The organism is Vreelandella titanicae (assembly GCF_014697095.1).
GTDB classification, from domain to species: domain Bacteria; phylum Pseudomonadota; class Gammaproteobacteria; order Pseudomonadales; family Halomonadaceae; genus Vreelandella; species Vreelandella titanicae.
In genome coordinates, this window is the sequence record NZ_CP059082.1 from 3,618,274 (window position 1) to 3,632,283 (window position 14,010).

At 52.8% G+C, this 14,010-nt stretch carries 19 protein-coding genes; 10 read left to right on the forward strand and 9 right to left on the reverse strand.

Annotated elements, in window-relative coordinates; translation table 11 throughout:
• The first annotated feature begins 10 nt into the window (after nt 1–10).
• A complete protein-coding gene (locus HZS52_RS16705) occupies nt 11–1,633 on the forward strand; it encodes a BCCT family transporter (RefSeq protein WP_041159481.1) in 1,623 nt (540 codons plus the stop codon).
• Nucleotides 1,634–1,654: 21 nt separating this feature from the next.
• On the opposite strand, the gene HZS52_RS16710 is transcribed toward HZS52_RS16705, so the two are convergent.
• The 4 genes from HZS52_RS16710 to HZS52_RS16725 all read right to left on the reverse strand — a co-directional run bounded on the left by HZS52_RS16710 (nt 1,655) and on the right by HZS52_RS16725 (nt 3,628).
• Nucleotides 1,655–2,722, reverse strand: coding sequence for an ion channel (locus tag HZS52_RS16710; RefSeq protein ID WP_159176801.1), 1,068 nt, complete (start codon nt 2,720–2,722; stop codon nt 1,655–1,657).
• A gap of 218 nt (nt 2,723–2,940) precedes the next feature.
• The gene (locus HZS52_RS16715) at nt 2,941–3,084 is read right to left on the reverse strand and encodes a hypothetical protein (RefSeq protein ID WP_159176800.1); all 144 of its coding nucleotides are present in this window, start codon (nt 3,082–3,084) and stop codon (nt 2,941–2,943) included.
• Complete coding sequence (locus HZS52_RS16720) at nt 3,081–3,407, reverse strand: hypothetical protein (RefSeq protein WP_159176799.1); 327 nt, start codon at nt 3,405–3,407, stop codon at nt 3,081–3,083. The genes HZS52_RS16715 and HZS52_RS16720 overlap by 4 nt, the downstream gene beginning before the upstream one ends.
• Before the next feature lie 50 nt (nt 3,408–3,457).
• Complete coding sequence (locus tag HZS52_RS16725) at nt 3,458–3,628, reverse strand: hypothetical protein (RefSeq protein WP_155705848.1); 171 nt, start codon at nt 3,626–3,628, stop codon at nt 3,458–3,460.
• 133 nt (nt 3,629–3,761) lie between these two features.
• On the opposite strand from HZS52_RS16725, the gene HZS52_RS16730 reads away from it, so the two are divergent.
• From HZS52_RS16730 to HZS52_RS16760, 7 genes are all read left to right on the forward strand, one after another.
• Nucleotides 3,762–3,944 carry a hypothetical protein gene (locus tag HZS52_RS16730; RefSeq protein WP_027959445.1) on the forward strand — a complete coding sequence of 61 codons (183 nt, stop codon included), beginning with the start codon at nt 3,762–3,764 and terminating at the stop codon, nt 3,942–3,944.
• Between the two features lie 142 nt (nt 3,945–4,086).
• Nucleotides 4,087–4,257: a hypothetical protein gene (locus HZS52_RS16735; RefSeq protein WP_022523446.1), complete on the forward strand. Its 171-nt coding sequence runs from the start codon at nt 4,087–4,089 to the stop codon at nt 4,255–4,257.
• Nucleotides 4,258–4,561: 304 nt separating this feature from the next.
• A complete protein-coding gene (locus HZS52_RS16740) occupies nt 4,562–5,242 on the forward strand; it encodes a Bax inhibitor-1/YccA family protein (RefSeq protein WP_027959444.1) in 681 nt (226 codons plus the stop codon).
• Nucleotides 5,243–5,326: 84 nt separating this feature from the next.
• A complete protein-coding gene (gene tusD, locus HZS52_RS16745) occupies nt 5,327–5,716 on the forward strand; it encodes a sulfurtransferase complex subunit TusD (protein WP_027959443.1) in 390 nt (129 codons plus the stop codon).
• Nucleotides 5,717–5,726: 10 nt separating this feature from the next.
• On the forward strand, nt 5,727–6,092 hold the full coding sequence (gene tusC / locus HZS52_RS16750) for a sulfurtransferase complex subunit TusC (RefSeq protein ID WP_041159477.1): 366 nt from the start codon (nt 5,727–5,729) through the stop codon (nt 6,090–6,092).
• Between the two features lie 16 nt (nt 6,093–6,108).
• Entirely contained in the window at nt 6,109–6,399 is a 291-nt protein-coding gene (gene tusB, locus HZS52_RS16755; RefSeq protein WP_041159476.1) for a sulfurtransferase complex subunit TusB, read from the forward strand.
• Nucleotide 6,400: 1 nt separating this feature from the next.
• On the forward strand, nt 6,401–6,751 hold the full coding sequence (locus HZS52_RS16760) for a TusE/DsrC/DsvC family sulfur relay protein (RefSeq protein ID WP_022523451.1): 351 nt from the start codon (nt 6,401–6,403) through the stop codon (nt 6,749–6,751).
• Nucleotides 6,752–6,784: 33 nt separating this feature from the next.
• Here the strand turns inward: HZS52_RS16760 and HZS52_RS16765 are convergent, their stop codons facing one another.
• Together HZS52_RS16765 and HZS52_RS16770 are read right to left on the reverse strand one after the other, a co-directional pair.
• Nucleotides 6,785–7,417 carry a helix-turn-helix domain-containing protein gene (locus tag HZS52_RS16765; protein WP_009287864.1) on the reverse strand — a complete coding sequence of 211 codons (633 nt, stop codon included), beginning with the start codon at nt 7,415–7,417 and terminating at the stop codon, nt 6,785–6,787.
• 122 nt (nt 7,418–7,539) lie between these two features.
• Complete coding sequence (locus HZS52_RS16770; RefSeq protein WP_190373201.1) at nt 7,540–8,481, reverse strand: histone deacetylase family protein; 942 nt, start codon at nt 8,479–8,481, stop codon at nt 7,540–7,542.
• A 103-nt stretch (nt 8,482–8,584) separates the two neighbouring features.
• Here HZS52_RS16770 and HZS52_RS16775 point away from each other — a divergent pair, with 103 nt between their 5' ends.
• Nucleotides 8,585–11,332, forward strand: coding sequence for a bifunctional acetate--CoA ligase family protein/GNAT family N-acetyltransferase (locus HZS52_RS16775; RefSeq protein ID WP_138801601.1), 2,748 nt, complete (start codon nt 8,585–8,587; stop codon nt 11,330–11,332).
• Nucleotides 11,333–11,406: 74 nt separating this feature from the next.
• On the opposite strand, the gene pdxH is transcribed toward HZS52_RS16775, so the two are convergent.
• A complete protein-coding gene (gene pdxH / locus HZS52_RS16780; protein ID WP_009287866.1) occupies nt 11,407–12,051 on the reverse strand; it encodes a pyridoxamine 5'-phosphate oxidase in 645 nt (214 codons plus the stop codon).
• Between the two features lie 235 nt (nt 12,052–12,286).
• On the opposite strand from pdxH, the gene HZS52_RS16785 reads away from it, so the two are divergent.
• Entirely contained in the window at nt 12,287–12,973 is a 687-nt protein-coding gene (locus tag HZS52_RS16785) for a cytochrome b/b6 domain-containing protein (protein ID WP_027959439.1), read from the forward strand.
• An 11-nt stretch (nt 12,974–12,984) separates the two neighbouring features.
• Here HZS52_RS16785 and HZS52_RS16790 read toward each other — a convergent pair whose 3' ends face one another.
• Nucleotides 12,985–13,389, reverse strand: coding sequence for a DUF2069 domain-containing protein (locus HZS52_RS16790; protein ID WP_027959438.1), 405 nt, complete (start codon nt 13,387–13,389; stop codon nt 12,985–12,987).
• The gene (gene wrbA / locus HZS52_RS16795; protein WP_027959437.1) at nt 13,386–14,009 is read right to left on the reverse strand and encodes an NAD(P)H:quinone oxidoreductase; all 624 of its coding nucleotides are present in this window, start codon (nt 14,007–14,009) and stop codon (nt 13,386–13,388) included. The genes HZS52_RS16790 and wrbA overlap by 4 nt, the downstream gene beginning before the upstream one ends.
• Nucleotide 14,010: the final 1 nt, after the last annotated feature.

The window sequence follows — 14,010 nt, forward strand, 5'->3', positions numbered from 1 at the left end:
AGGAATAATAATGGATGCACTAGCGAGAAAACTGGGCCTCAAGACGGATCCCATCATTTTTTTCACGTCCGCAGGGATCATGATCCTTTTTCTTGTGGTGCTACTGATTGCGCCGGGCCCCATCGGGGCAGCCTTTGGTGCCGGGCGGGAATGGATTGTTACCAATCTTGGCTGGTTTTTTATTTTAGGGGTGACGAGTTGGGTAGCGTTTCTGCTGTGGGTGGCGCTTAGCCGGTTCGGGGCGATCCGCTTGGGGGGCAATGATGCAAAACCTGCCTACAATAATATCTCCTGGTTCACCATGCTGTTCGCAGGCGGCATCGGAACGGTGCTGATGTTCTGGGGCGTGGCCGAACCCATTTCCCACTTTTCTAATCCACCCAGGCCGGATGTTGTGCCTTTCTCTGTGGAAGCCGCCGACGATGCCATGAGTTTTTCGATCTACCATCTGGGGCTACATACCTGGGCGATTTTCGCTATGCCCGGACTGGCTTTTGCTTACTTTATTTATCGCTATAATCTGCCGATGCGTTTTAGTTCAGTATTCTATCCGCTGTTAGGCGAGCGCATTTATGGCCCTCTCGGCAAATCTCTGGATGTCTTCGCCATACTTGGCACCCTGTTTGGCGTAGCGGTCTCTATTGGCCTGGGCACCCAACAGATCAATGCGGGGCTAACGGAGTTGTTTGGTATTCCAGATGCCGTTATCACCAAGGTGTTCATCATTGCCATGCTGACGGCTGTCGCTGTGGGATCGATTGTGGCGGGGCTGGATTCAGGCGTGAAACGGCTTTCTAATATCAATATCGCCATGGCCGTCGGCCTGTTGCTGTTTGTGCTCTTTACCGGGTCGACCGTTTTCCTTTTGCGCGCTGTGGTCGAAACCTTTGGTCTCTACATAACGAACCTGCTGCCCATGGCTTTCTGGAATGACACGCTGGCAAGCTATTCCAGGGATGGCGGCGCCTGGGGGTGGCAGGGTAGCTGGACGGTATTCTATTGGGCCTGGACAGTGACGTGGTCGCCTTTCATCGGGATCTTTGTGGCGCGAATTTCACGCGGGCGCACAATCCGCGAATTCGTCCTTGGTGTGCTTTTTGCCCCCTCTATCTTCACACTGGTTTGGTTTGCAATTTTTGGTTGGTCGGCAATGGAGATCGACGGGATTGGGCCCGATGCTCGAGAAGCACTGGGAGAGCAAGCAGGTATCTTGTCTGCCGCCGTAGGTGAAAGCATCCCCCTCGCTATGTTCGCATTCTTCGAGAGCTTCCCGGCCGCTACGTTAATCCAGGGCTTGGCTGTTGTGATCGTTGCGATCTTCTTTGCCACGTCATCAGACTCTGCGTCCCTGGTTGTCGATATGCTGTGTACCGGCAGTGCGGATCCCGGACCATGGCATCAGCGTGTTTTCTGGGGTGTTTCGGAGGGTATGCTGGCAGCGATGCTGATTGTGCTTGCTGGCGAGGCCGGGCTTACTGCTTTGCAGGAGGTGATTACCGTTGTTGGCCTACCGATGTTCATTTTGGTGTTTGCAATGATGTTTGCGTTATACCGCGGCCTGTCCCAAGAAGATCTTAGCGAAGTGCAGGTGGGGCGCCCGCCCAGACGTGAGGAGTTAGCGCCGGATGAGTAGGTAAGCGGTGGATCAGAACTATCATAAGCAAATTTCCACGCTGAGGAGCTCGCTCAGTTGCTGCTGAGAAAGGCGTCTATCAGCCATGTAGTAGAGTATGTCACCATCTTTGAGTGGGCGGTCGTTGGCGGGATTGAGCATATTACCTTCGCCGTCGCCACTGCTATTGGCTAGCCCCAGTACGGTGGCGTTATAAACCTTTTTTGCTTGCATAAATAGATCGCCAAAGGTGGCGCCGGCAGGCGGTTGGCTTAACCTGGTTTGGTACTGGGTAGCGCCACGATCAACCGCGAGTAGTTCGTTAACGACTCGCGAAATTCCCGCATCAGAGGCTGAGCGTACCAGCATTTCCAACGCTAAGGCCTGGGTGCATTCGATGCCGGGCAAAGTGCGCCGTAACATCGCTGCGGTGTCGGGATTGGCGCAGTGGGCAACGATATGAGCGTTTTTTGCTTTAAGGCTGTAGGCACTTAGCGCTACGGTGGCCACCCGGTCATCGCTGGTGTCGTAAATGATGATGCGGCTGGCGCTTTCGACACCCGCTCGCTTGAGAAGCTCGGCATTGGAGAAACTTTCCCCTTTAATAAACTTTAAATCCGCAGGGCGTGGGTTACTCATCTCTTTGGTAACACAGAGCACGACTTCATCCGGCAGGCCCTTATCGGCTTTAAGAATGTCCAAAATGCGCTCGGTAGTTTCGCCGTGCCAGCCAATGACAAGGGTGTGATCGGATAAGTGGCTGAAATCGCCTTTACCTTGCATCTGTAATCTCCAAAAATTTGAAAGTGTGACGGTGGCTTTCCCGATCAAGGCAGCGAACAGTGAAATGCCGCCTGGAATGAGATAGATCGTAGCGATCCACTTCCCGGCCACGGTTGTCGGGCTGAAATCCCCGAAACCTACGGTGCTAGAAACAACGACATAAAAATAAACCCAGTTGGTAGCGGAGTCGGCCACCGATTCGCCGACCAGTGAGAAAAGCATCCAGGTGGTGCCCATATGGGCGAGCACAATAAGAAGCAAAAATGTCCACGAAATTTGTAGCGTAGAGGCTTTAAGAACGCGGAGCAGTCGCTGAATAACAGGCATGGTGGTCTCTTACGGTGATGGTGTGTCAGCCCAGTTTTCGGCATGAGAATTGAGTGATGATAAAAGAGTGGCCCGGTTCCTTCGCTGTCGCTGGCCCTATCATCACCTTTAAAATAAAAATGAGCTGTTGAAGCGAAACAATACGCGCCTGCTAGCGTACTCGTAATAAACAAAAGGGCCGCTATTCGCGACCCTTTCATATTTGCTAACTGGATTTATTAAGCAAAGTGTTTGGCAATCCAGGAAAATGCGCTATCGGTTAGCGATTTTTTACCGTGGTGTTCTCGGTGCTGGCTCCATACCATGCCACCTGACACGACCGCTAGGCTCATCAACATGCCAGCAAGGATAAGTTCATTCATGGCTTATCATCCTCATCTGAGGTTTTATCACGCTCAACGTAACCATAGCCGAAAGACCCTACAAAGATCAAGATTATACCTAGCCCCACACCGAGCCAAACGTTATCGGTATTCAGGTTGGGGTTAGTGACTACCCAGCCAGCAGTGAAGCAAGTAGCGACCACAATGACCCCAACGTTGCGAGTCGCCTCTAAAAACTGTTGACGAGTCGCTCGGGCGCCGATTCTACGGCGATGGGCCGAGGCCCTGCGTTCTTGTAAGCTTTTCGTTAGCCTGGCACGCAGGGCCTCTTGTGGGTCTTTACCGCCATGAGGTTCTTTCAAGCCATCACCTGACATTAATCCAGCAAAATCAACGTGAAAATAATGTGGTATTAAAATCCTGCCTTATTCACTTGGGTGCCGCGTATGCCGTCACCGTAGACCATGGTGTCGCCAGCCTTCTCTGCCAGTTGGCGACAGTCTGCGGTTCTTGATGAAGTGGGGCCTGAACTGCAGCCTGCAAGTATAAAGGTAACCTGGCAAAGGGCGATGAGTGCTTTCATTGATGACTCCTTGTCAGCAAATAATCCATTCGACATTTAACCTTATAGGCGTTGCATGTGTCGATGTAATGCGAGGGAACATCGTGCTTAACCTGAATGTCATAGCTGAAGTTTTATTTTTTAGGATAAGCATATGGATCGTGTATTTGCATGGGATCACCACCATAGTCAGATCGTTTACCGCATTCCCGGTCATCAGTATGAAGATGGCCGGGAAGATAGCGCTCTCTCTCCCGTATGGCTGCCCGCGGAGGAATCAGATTTACCCGAGGGGGTAATGGTTGAGGATCTGCGCAAAGTATCCGTTAAGGAGTAGCCGCGGCGTGTTCTGAACAGCTGCTTTGCGCGCTATTCAACGCTTTCAAACAGAGGATTTTCAGGCGTACAAAATAGATTGTGTTTGGCTAGTGATCGGCTAATATGCGGATGTTAGTCCCACCATCTCTGGATATGCCGCCATGTTAAAAGGTTTGATCGTCTGTTTTGCGGTATTGTTTGCGCAATTGGCGGTACTGCACGTGATTGATGCTCGTATCTATAATTCTCCTCAAGATGCGCGTCAAACGGCGGTAACCTCCGTTACACCACATAAAGATGAAAAAGAAGACGAAGAAGAGGTGCAAAGCTAAGCTGTGGTTACCCTCGATCCGGTTTTTGAAGCCGGTGAAGCTATAACCTAGCCTTGCTAGCAACCCTTTGGCGGCGCTGGGCGTCGCCAAAGGGGCGGTTTAAACGATCAGTAAGTAGAATTTTTTCATCATTTTGGTGTCCAAACGAAGTGCTTAACCAGCATAGACAACGTTTACAAAGCGGTTTCAACGTTGAATCACCATTGGTGAAGGGGTGTTCTCGAGACAGACAAAGGCTTGCGTCTGGAACTCGGTAACGGCATGCTTGTCAGTTGTTGGAAATACCATTAGGGAGCATGAACACATGGCTTACAACGATTTACGTACGGCACGTCCTCAGTCGAGTGGCGTTGCCAATAGTGTTAGCACTAACAAGGTATTGCGTAACACCTACGCGCTACTGGCAATGACGCTGCTGTTCTCAGCAGTCACCGCGGGTGCTGCTGTAGCCCTCGGCATCCAACAGATGAACATCTTCGTGTTCTTCATTGGTGCCTACGGCTTAATGTTCCTGGTACATAAAACCGCAAATTCTGCGGCCGGCTTATTGGCAACGTTCGCCTTTACCGGCTTTATGGGGTTCACGCTTGGGCCGATTCTTTCTGCCTATCTGACTCTGCCTAATGGCGGTGCGTTGATTATGAACGCGTTGGCCATGACCGGTCTGACGTTTGTTGGTCTTTCCGCGGTAGCGCTAACCACCAAGAAAGACTTTAGCTTTTTGAGCAACTTCTTGATGGCGGGCGCCATCGTGTTGATTCTGGCCATGGTGGCTGGGTTCTTCTTTAACATCCCGGCGCTTTCATTGATGGTGTCAGCTGGCTTTGTGCTGTTTGCTTCAGCAGCCATTCTGTATCAAACCAGTGAGATCATTCATCGCGCTGGTGAAACGAACTACATTCTCGCTACGGTGACGCTCTACGTATCCATCTACAACCTGTTTGTTAGCCTGTTGTCGATTTTGGGTATTATGAGCAGCGATTGATCTAAGCAAACGATAGACGATATGACAGGCCCTATTGCTAGGGCCTGTCTTTTTTTAGGGTAACCGTTACCAGGTATTATCATGATGCAGTACGGCTTATTGGTGATGGGGGCGCCGTATAGCAGCCCAGCACCGCACTCTGCATTGCGTTTTGCCCATGCCGTTCTAGCGCGAGGGCATCAGATTGCCGGTGTTTTTTTCTATCACGACGGCGTTCATAATGCATCATCGCTGATGGCTCCTCCCCAGGATGAACTCAACCTCAGAGAAGCCTGGATTGAGCTGCATCAGCAGCATGCGATTCAGTTAGATGTCTGTATTGCCGCTGCGTTGCGGCGAGGATTGATGAGTGAATCGGAAGCACAGCGACATGGCAAGCAGGCCTTTAATGTAGCACCTCCTTTCGAGTTGACAGGGCTAGGGCAACTGCTTGAGCTACAGCAACGCGCTGATCGCCTGATTACCTTTGCTTGAAGGAGAGCCAATGGCGACACCTGATGCGCTATTAGTGATAATTCGCCACGCGCCCCACAGCTCAAACTGGTTACGTGAAGGGTTAGATGCCGCACTGGTGGCGGCGGCCTTTGGACAACCCGTGCATTTGCTGTTTATGGGGCAGGGTATAATGGCACTGCTGAAAGAACAGGGCAGTGGTGCGCCGGGGCAAAAAGCCACGCTGCCCACCATTGATATGTTGGAAATGTATGATATTGACAAGCTTTGGGTGACCGAAGAAGCGCTGCAAGGGATGCATCTATCCGCCGATTCACTGGTAGAGGGCATCACCCTGATAGCGGATCAGGAAATACCAGGGCTGTTACAGCAGCACACCCAGATACTTAACTTTTAGGCCTAGTGAGAGAATTATGATCTTACACATCCTCACCAAAGCGCCTGATAGCATTGTCGCTACTCAAATGCAGCAAGCGATAGGGGGGCAGGATGCCGTGCTGCTGATCGAAGAAGCGGTAACAGCTGCCCTTGATCCCTCCTGGCAGGCATGGCAGCAGTGTCAGTCGCGCATATTCCTTCTATCGGAAGACCTTATAAGCCGCGGGCTTGCCAGCATTGCCACGGATAATGAGCTGCCCACACTAGAGATGGATGGCTTTGTGGCGCTCACCGAGCAGTATGAAAAGACAGTTACCTGGTACTAAGATGTCTGACACGAAAATATACCGTTATCTTGATTCGCAAAAAAAATATCCGCTAGACCCAGAAGGATATCTCGTTAACCAGTCAGAGTGGGACGAATCTGTCGCTCATTTAATGGCTGAAGAAGAGGGTTTAACACTTACCGCTGAACACTGGGAAGTTATCAAAGTCGTGCGAGCATTTTATCAGCGTTACGAAATGGCTCCGGCGATGCGACCGCTTGTGAAAGCAACCAAAAACGCACTGGGTGAAGAGAAAGGGCGTTCTATTTACCTGATGCAGCTTTTCCCCGGCAGCCCGGCAAAGCGAATTGCCCGCCTGGCCGGTTTGCCGAAGCCTACCAACTGCCTATAACCCGTGTGAATGGCTCGCTGGTTTTCGAACAGCTTAAGCCACATCACCGCGCGTACAGACCGACAAAACAACGGCATCGTCTGGACTGGTGGATACCAGTGCATGGCCCATATCACTATCAAAATAGATGCTGTCGCCCTCAGCTAGCACTAACGGGGCGTAAAATTCGGTGTAGAGCATAATATCGCCATGCAGCACCATCAAAAACTCTTCGCCATCATGGCGTACCCACTGGTGATACTCGTCAAAGCTGCGTGCACGTACGATGGTTTTGAAGGGAATCATACGTTTTTGGGCGAGTTGATGGCCCAATAATTCGTGCTCGTACGTGGGCGTGGGGTGCAGTTGCCCTTTGCCTTTACGAGTTAGATCGCGCCGCCCCATGGTATAACGTTCCCGCTTGGGGGGCGTGAGCAATTGAGGCAAGTCGATGTTGAGCCCGGTAGTGAGTTTTTGCACCACGCTAAAGGTGGGGGAGACTTGATCGTTCTCAATTTTAGACAGCGTTGAGCGGGCCAGCCCAGTGCGCTGGCTAACCTCTTCCAACGTCCACTGATTAGCGAGACGAATTTGTTTGAGCCGCTCGCCTAAACGCAACGGCTCAACAAAGGGTTTGCTTCCCGATGCAATACGCAGCGCGGCATGCTCTTCAGTCGTAGCGGTCATAGGTCGTCACATTGGCTGCGTTGTCTAACGGTGCGTGTCTATAGGCGCGCGTAAACGAACATCATATCACAGCAAAGAAGCGGCTAAGAACGGCTGGCAGAAGCAAGAGCGCTGACGCTTGCTTAGGGCACTTCAGCAAACGGCAGCCCCAACAGCGCTTTTAGATGTGCCTCAACGCCACTTGCCAGCGACTTCGGGTTATAGCCGCCTTCAAGCACCGATACAATGCGATTATCGGCATACAGGGTGGCGATCTCCATGGCTAGATGGGTAATCCAGTAGAAGTCTTCATCCTCTAAACAGATATCCCCCATGGGGTCATCACGGTGAGCGTCGAAACCCGCGGAGAGCATCACCAAGTCAGGTTTAAAGGCGTGCAGGGCAGGTAGCCAGTGGTTTTCGATGATGCGCCGAAACTCTGGACCATCGGTGCCCACTTCAAGCGGGGTATTCACAACGTTTTGCCACTCGCTGCGCAAATAACGCCAGGGGTAAAACGGATACTGGAAACTGGTGCAGATCAGTATCTCAGGATCATTTTTAAAGATATCGATGGTGCCATTACACTGGTGAACATCAAAATCCAGTATAGCGATACGCTTGGCACCATATTTGGCTCGCGCATGGGCCGCCCCCACGGCGATATTATTGTAAAAACAGAATCCCATCGCGTCGCTGGCTTCCGCATGGTGGCCTGGTGGTCTAACCGCACAAAAGACGTTATCCGCCTGACGCTTAAATACCTGATCTACCCCACGAATAACCGCTCCCGCTGCAACCCGTGCGGCTTGTAAGCTGTCAGGATTCATCATGGTATCGCTATCTAGCGTAACGATGCCTTCGGTGGGCAAGCACTTCTCTAGGGAGCGCAAATGGCGCAAGGGGTGTACTCTGGCAAGAGACTCCTCGCAGGCTGCCTTGGCATCGGCCTGCATGGTTTGCTGTAATAACCCAACAAGCGATAGGCGAGCGCGAATAGCCTCCAGACGCTGAGGGCTTTCAGGATGCTCCGGCCCCATGTGGTGCAATAAGCAGTCTGGGTGGGTAAGGTAGGCGGTAATCATTCCAACGCTCCATTATCATTGATGCCACCTTAATCGCCTTCAGGGCCTGGGCGACAGTGTCAATAAGTCGTACAGCCGCGATTCATGTCAGGGGAGACGCATTTTGAGTACGCGCTTTTTACACCATTTTTTCGAACCTCGCACACTAGCGGTGTTTGGCGCCTCTGAAAAACCCGCGTCGTTGGGCGGTCTAGTGCTGAGAAATATTCAGGAGGGTGGCTTTAAAGGGCCGCTCTGGGCAGTCAATCTAAAAGGCTACTCCCAAGTCTTCGGTGTGCCGTGCGTCAGCCGCGTAAGCGAGCTACCCGAAGTGCCCGACTTAGCCGTGGTCTGCTCGCCGATTGAAGGTGTGCCCAGCCTGATTAAAAAGCTTGGGCAATACGGTGTCAAAGCGGCCCTGGTGCTCTCTGGCGGGGCTTACCTGGATCGAGATAAAGGCAATCAGGGTTCCATTCGCGAACGAATGTTGAGTGCGGCACGCGTCTCGGGTATTCGTGTACTCGGCCCCGAGTGCATGGGGCTAATTGTACCGGGCAAAAAGCTTAACGCCTCTTACGCCAGTCAGCCGGTGAAAGCGGGCCGCGTCGCTTACCTGGGTCAGTCCGGCATGCTGGCCAATGCGATGATTGATTGGGCCGCCGGGCGTGATGTGGGCTTTTCGCACTTGATAACCGTTGGCGACAGTGTCGATGTGCTATTGCCAGACCTGATCGATTATGTTAATCAATTCTCGCCCGCTCAGGCCATTATGCTGCACCTTGAGCGAATCAGCGACGCCCAGCACTTTATGACCGCCGTGCGTGATGCATCACGTAATCGTCTGGTACTGGCAATAAAAAGCGGCCGCACCCCAGAATCGGATATATCCGGCATGTCACCCACGCCTGGGATTGCTAACCGTGACGTGGTGTTTGATGCCGCTTTTGCTCGGGCAGGGGTGGTGCGGGTAAATGATTCCGATGAGCTGCTTGATGCGCTGGAAACCCTGTCGCGCATGAAACCCCTGAAGGGCGATCGTCTGGCCATTGTCTCTAACGGTTTAGGGCCCGCCATGCTGGCGATCGATAAGCTGATTAGCGCGGGCGGTAAATTGGCTGAATTTAGCGACGAAACCCAGGCAGCGCTGCACCGTAGCGAGGTCGATATGAGCAAGCCGGGCGAGAACCCGGTGGATCTGGGCGGCAACGCCTCGCCCGAGCGGTTTGTCCAAGCGCTGGAGATTGTCGCTGCTGACGCCAACGTGGATGCTGTATTGGTGGTGCATGCACCCACCCGGATGGCGCCATCGCTGGTGACTGCCCAGGCGCTGATCGATAACCGCAAGAAATTTCGCCGCAACCTGCTCACCAGTTGGATGGGCTTAAAAGAGGCGCTTAATGCGCGCCACATCTGTAATTTAGCCGGGATTCCGACTTATATTTCACCCGAAAAGGCCGTTAAGGCGTTTATGCATATGGTGATTTATCAGCGCGTTCAAGCGCTGTTGCAAGAGATCCCACCCAGCCTGCCATTTTCCACCAGTCCAGAAATACGCGCCCAGTGCCGTACACTGATTAAGCAGGCAAAAGAGCAGGGCAGGCAAACCTTGACCCACTCTGAAACCGCCCAAGTGCTCGAGGCCTACGGTATCCCCACGGCACCCAGCGTGTATTTGGCCAACCCCGATGAGGCGCTTGCTCGCGCTGCAGAGATACCTGGCACCAAGGCGCTGAAAGTGGTTCATGAAGGCAATTGTCGTCCTTATCGCTACCGCAAGCACCCGCATAAAATTTCAGCAGGCTTGCTACAGGACTTGGACACACCCGAACAGGTAGCGGAAGGCGTTCGCCAGCTAGGTGAAAAAGTCGCTGAAAAATTTCCCGAGTATGCGATCCGCGAGTACTGTTTACAGCCCATGCAGCGTGGCAAGCACTCGATGCAGATTTGCGCGGGCATTACCCGTGATCCGGTGTTCGGCCCACTTATCGTCTTTGGCATCGGTGGTTATAAGGTCAACGTGCTGGCTGACCGCCAGGTCGCGCTGCCGCCGCTCAATATGAGCCTGGCTGCCGATGTAGTAGGGAGAACCCACGCCGCCTCATTAATTCGTGAACACTCCGCCGACCCAGAGCGTGACATTCAGCACTTATGCCAAATGCTGGTCAAGCTATCGCAAATGGCCTCCGATCTGAGCGACCTGCGGGGTTTAGAGGTGAATCCACTGCTGCTGAATCGTGACGGTATGGTCGCCGTCGATTTTGCCATGGATCTCGGTACGCCATCGCGCTTTGCGATTATGCCGTACCCCGAAGAACTACGTGAATGGGTGACGTTGAAAAACGGCTGGCAGGTCGAGGTGAGGCCCATTCGTGCCGAAGATGCCCACTTAATTACCACCTTCCATCGCCAGCTCTCGGAAGAGAGCATCCGTTTCCGCTATTTCCACAATAAGTCCAACCTGACCCAGCGTGACTTGTCGATCCTGTCGCATATCAATTACGACCGTCAGATGGCGTTTATCGCGGAATATTTAGGCGATGAGGGCAGCAAAGAGATGCTAGGGGTGGTGCGGGTATGGAACGATCCGGACAATATTCGTACCGAGTTTTCGGTCATTATTCGCGATGACCTTCAAGGTCTGGGCATTGGTAGCCTGTTGATGAAGAAGATGATCGATTACTGCACTAATATTGGCACCCTGGAAATGATCGGCAAAATTATGGTCGACAACCATCCGATGCGGGCGCTGATGAAGCACTTAGGCTTTAAATGCCGCTATAACATGGAAGAGCAGGTGATTGATGCGGTGTTACGCCTCAACGAACCCGAAAGTGAATGGCAGCGGCACCGCCTTGAGAGCCTACCAGATTAGGCATTTGAAAAGCTTTAAAAACGATAAGACCTGCGTATAAAACGCAGGCCTAAATTGTGAACTTGTTGCTGACGTTATGGCGCCATGCGGAAACGGCCCCATTCACCGCCGTCACGACGCTCAAAGCGTAGGCGGTCATGGAGGCGGCTAGGCTGACCCTGCCAAAACTCGATCATTTCCGGCGTGACACGATAGCCACCCCAGTGGATCGGGCGGGGAATATCCTGGCCATCATAGGCTTGCTCAAAGCGCTTTTGGCGCTCTTCGATCCAGTTGCGGTCGGGAATCACCACACTTTGAGTCGCAATCCATGCGCCCAATTGGCTACCCCGTGGTCGGCTGGCAAAGTACTCATCAGACTCATCGGCTGAAACCTGCTCAACAGGCCCTTCAATACGTACCTGTCGTGAAAGCGAAGGCCACCAGAAGGTCATGGCCGCGAAGGGCACATTGCTCAGCTCGCTCCCCTTATGACTATGGTAATTGGTGTAAAAAACCATGCCGCGCTCATCAAATCCCTTTAACAGGACCACCCGAGCGTGAGGGCGGCCTTGGCTATCTACGGTGGCTAGTGTCATGGCGTTGCCATCTTTGCCCTCTTTTTCCAGGGCAAGGCTAAACCACTCATCGAATAGCACGAATGGATCGTCGGGTGTCTGGGACTCATCAAGCCTGCCGCCTTCATAATCACGCCTGATATCGGCTATGTTACGTGTCATCGAATACTTCTCCCTGGAGTTTCATCCATGTTCGCCGGTCTGTCTTTAAAGCTCAAGTGACCGACATCAATGGATGTTTAATGCGTTGACTCACTGCTTATATTTTCGGCGGTGTTGCGACTAACCGTTACGACTGACGATTGCGGCTAACTGTCTCGCATTCTATGAGAAAGACTCAATTAATGCGAAGCTATCTCACCACTGGGGGCTCATCACTGCTGAGAGAGGACATGTTATGCGCGACAAGGTAGCGATTGAGGTATGGGATGGCTGGCTTCGCCTGTTTCACTGGGGGTTAGTGGCGGCGGTGTTGATTTCATTTTATACCACCAAGACTAGCGGAGCGCCTTTCCTATTTCCAATTGAAGTGCATGCCCAAGCGGGCTACCTCATAATCGGATTACTCGTTTTCCGATGGCTGTGGGGCCTACTGGGGAGCGTGTATGCGAGATTTAAAACGTTTTTATATCCACCCGTTGAAACAGTTGCTTATTCCCAATTGCTGCTAAAGCGTCGGCCCGGCGCTTATGCCAGCCATAATCCGCTAGGCGGGTGGATGGTACTGCTGATGCTGCTTTCGCTTAGTTTCCAAGCAGTGAGCGGCCTGTTTTTAAGTGACGATATCTTTTTTCAGGCGCCGCTCTATGGCGTATTTGGCGATGGGGTAGGTGGCCAGCTTAGAACCCTGCATCAACTCAATAGTGATCTACTCATCATTCTAATCGGTCTGCACCTGGCTGGCTTGATCGCACATCGGCTGCTAGGTGAACCGCTAGTAGCAGCAATGCTGGTAGGTACCAAGCGCTTTCGCCAGCAGCCAGTCGATGCGCGTAACGAACCGTATAATGCTGCCACGCTGCGTTTACGTGCCATCGGCAGTTTATTTATTGCTGCTGGCGTCGTCCTATGGCTGTGGTTTTAAAGCACTTGTTTTTATTGCCTCGTTTTCTGTTGACGCAACTGTCGACTGCGAAAGCGTGCATAGCCCATGCAGCCAGCAAAAAGCACCAGCGCGACAACCGCCTCTAGGATTCCGCGCAGACCTTGCCCAGGCAGGGTTATTAACATCACGCCTTGGGTGAAGTAAAGCAGGCTGACAAAAGCGAGCCATGCGTGCCCGCGTGCGCGTTTACCAATGATGGAGGGTAAAAACAGCACCAGGGGAAGCACGAACGCGACCACAGGGCGCCAATTAAATTCGTCGCCTTGAAGTACAAGTCCACGGTAAACAACCAGTAGCAGCAGTATGGCAAAGCTGGCTAATACCACCTGTCGGCTTCGAAGGGTCAGTTTATCAAGCCCATGGCGTGCTTCTACATCCTCCAGCCACTGCCTCATAATGCCTCCTGACGCATGGCGTGCAGCGCTAGAGCGAGTCGTGCCAGTCGTTTGCCCTGGGCAACACACAGCGCGCGTTCGTGCTCATCAACAGAGCGGTCACTGCGCGTTCCTGCTAAGTGGCTTGCACCATAGGGCGTGCCACCAGTACGCGTTTCCAGCAAGGTGGTTTCGCTGTAAGGAACCCCTGCGTAGACCATGCCATGATGCAGTAGCGGCACCAGCATTGTGAGCAGGGTGCTCTCTTGCCCACCGTGCAGGCTGGAAGTCGAAGTGAAGGCACTGGCAGGTTTGTCGATCAAGGCACCGTTCATCCACAGACTGCTGGTGGAGTCGATAAAATACTTAAGCGGAGCGGCCATGTTGCCAAACCGGGTGGGGCTACCCAGTGCTAACGCACTGCAGTTGCGCAGGTCGTCTAGCTCAACGTAAACAGCGCCCTCTGCAGGTATTTCTGGCTCAACGGCTTCACAGGTCGTTGAAACCGGCGCCACTGTGCGTAAACGCGCTTGAATACCCGGCACGCTTTCTACACCAGCCGCAATTTGCTGTGCCATGGTGGCGGTCGCGCCAGTGCGCGAGTAGTACAGAACCAAAACGTACGGTGTCATTTCACTCATC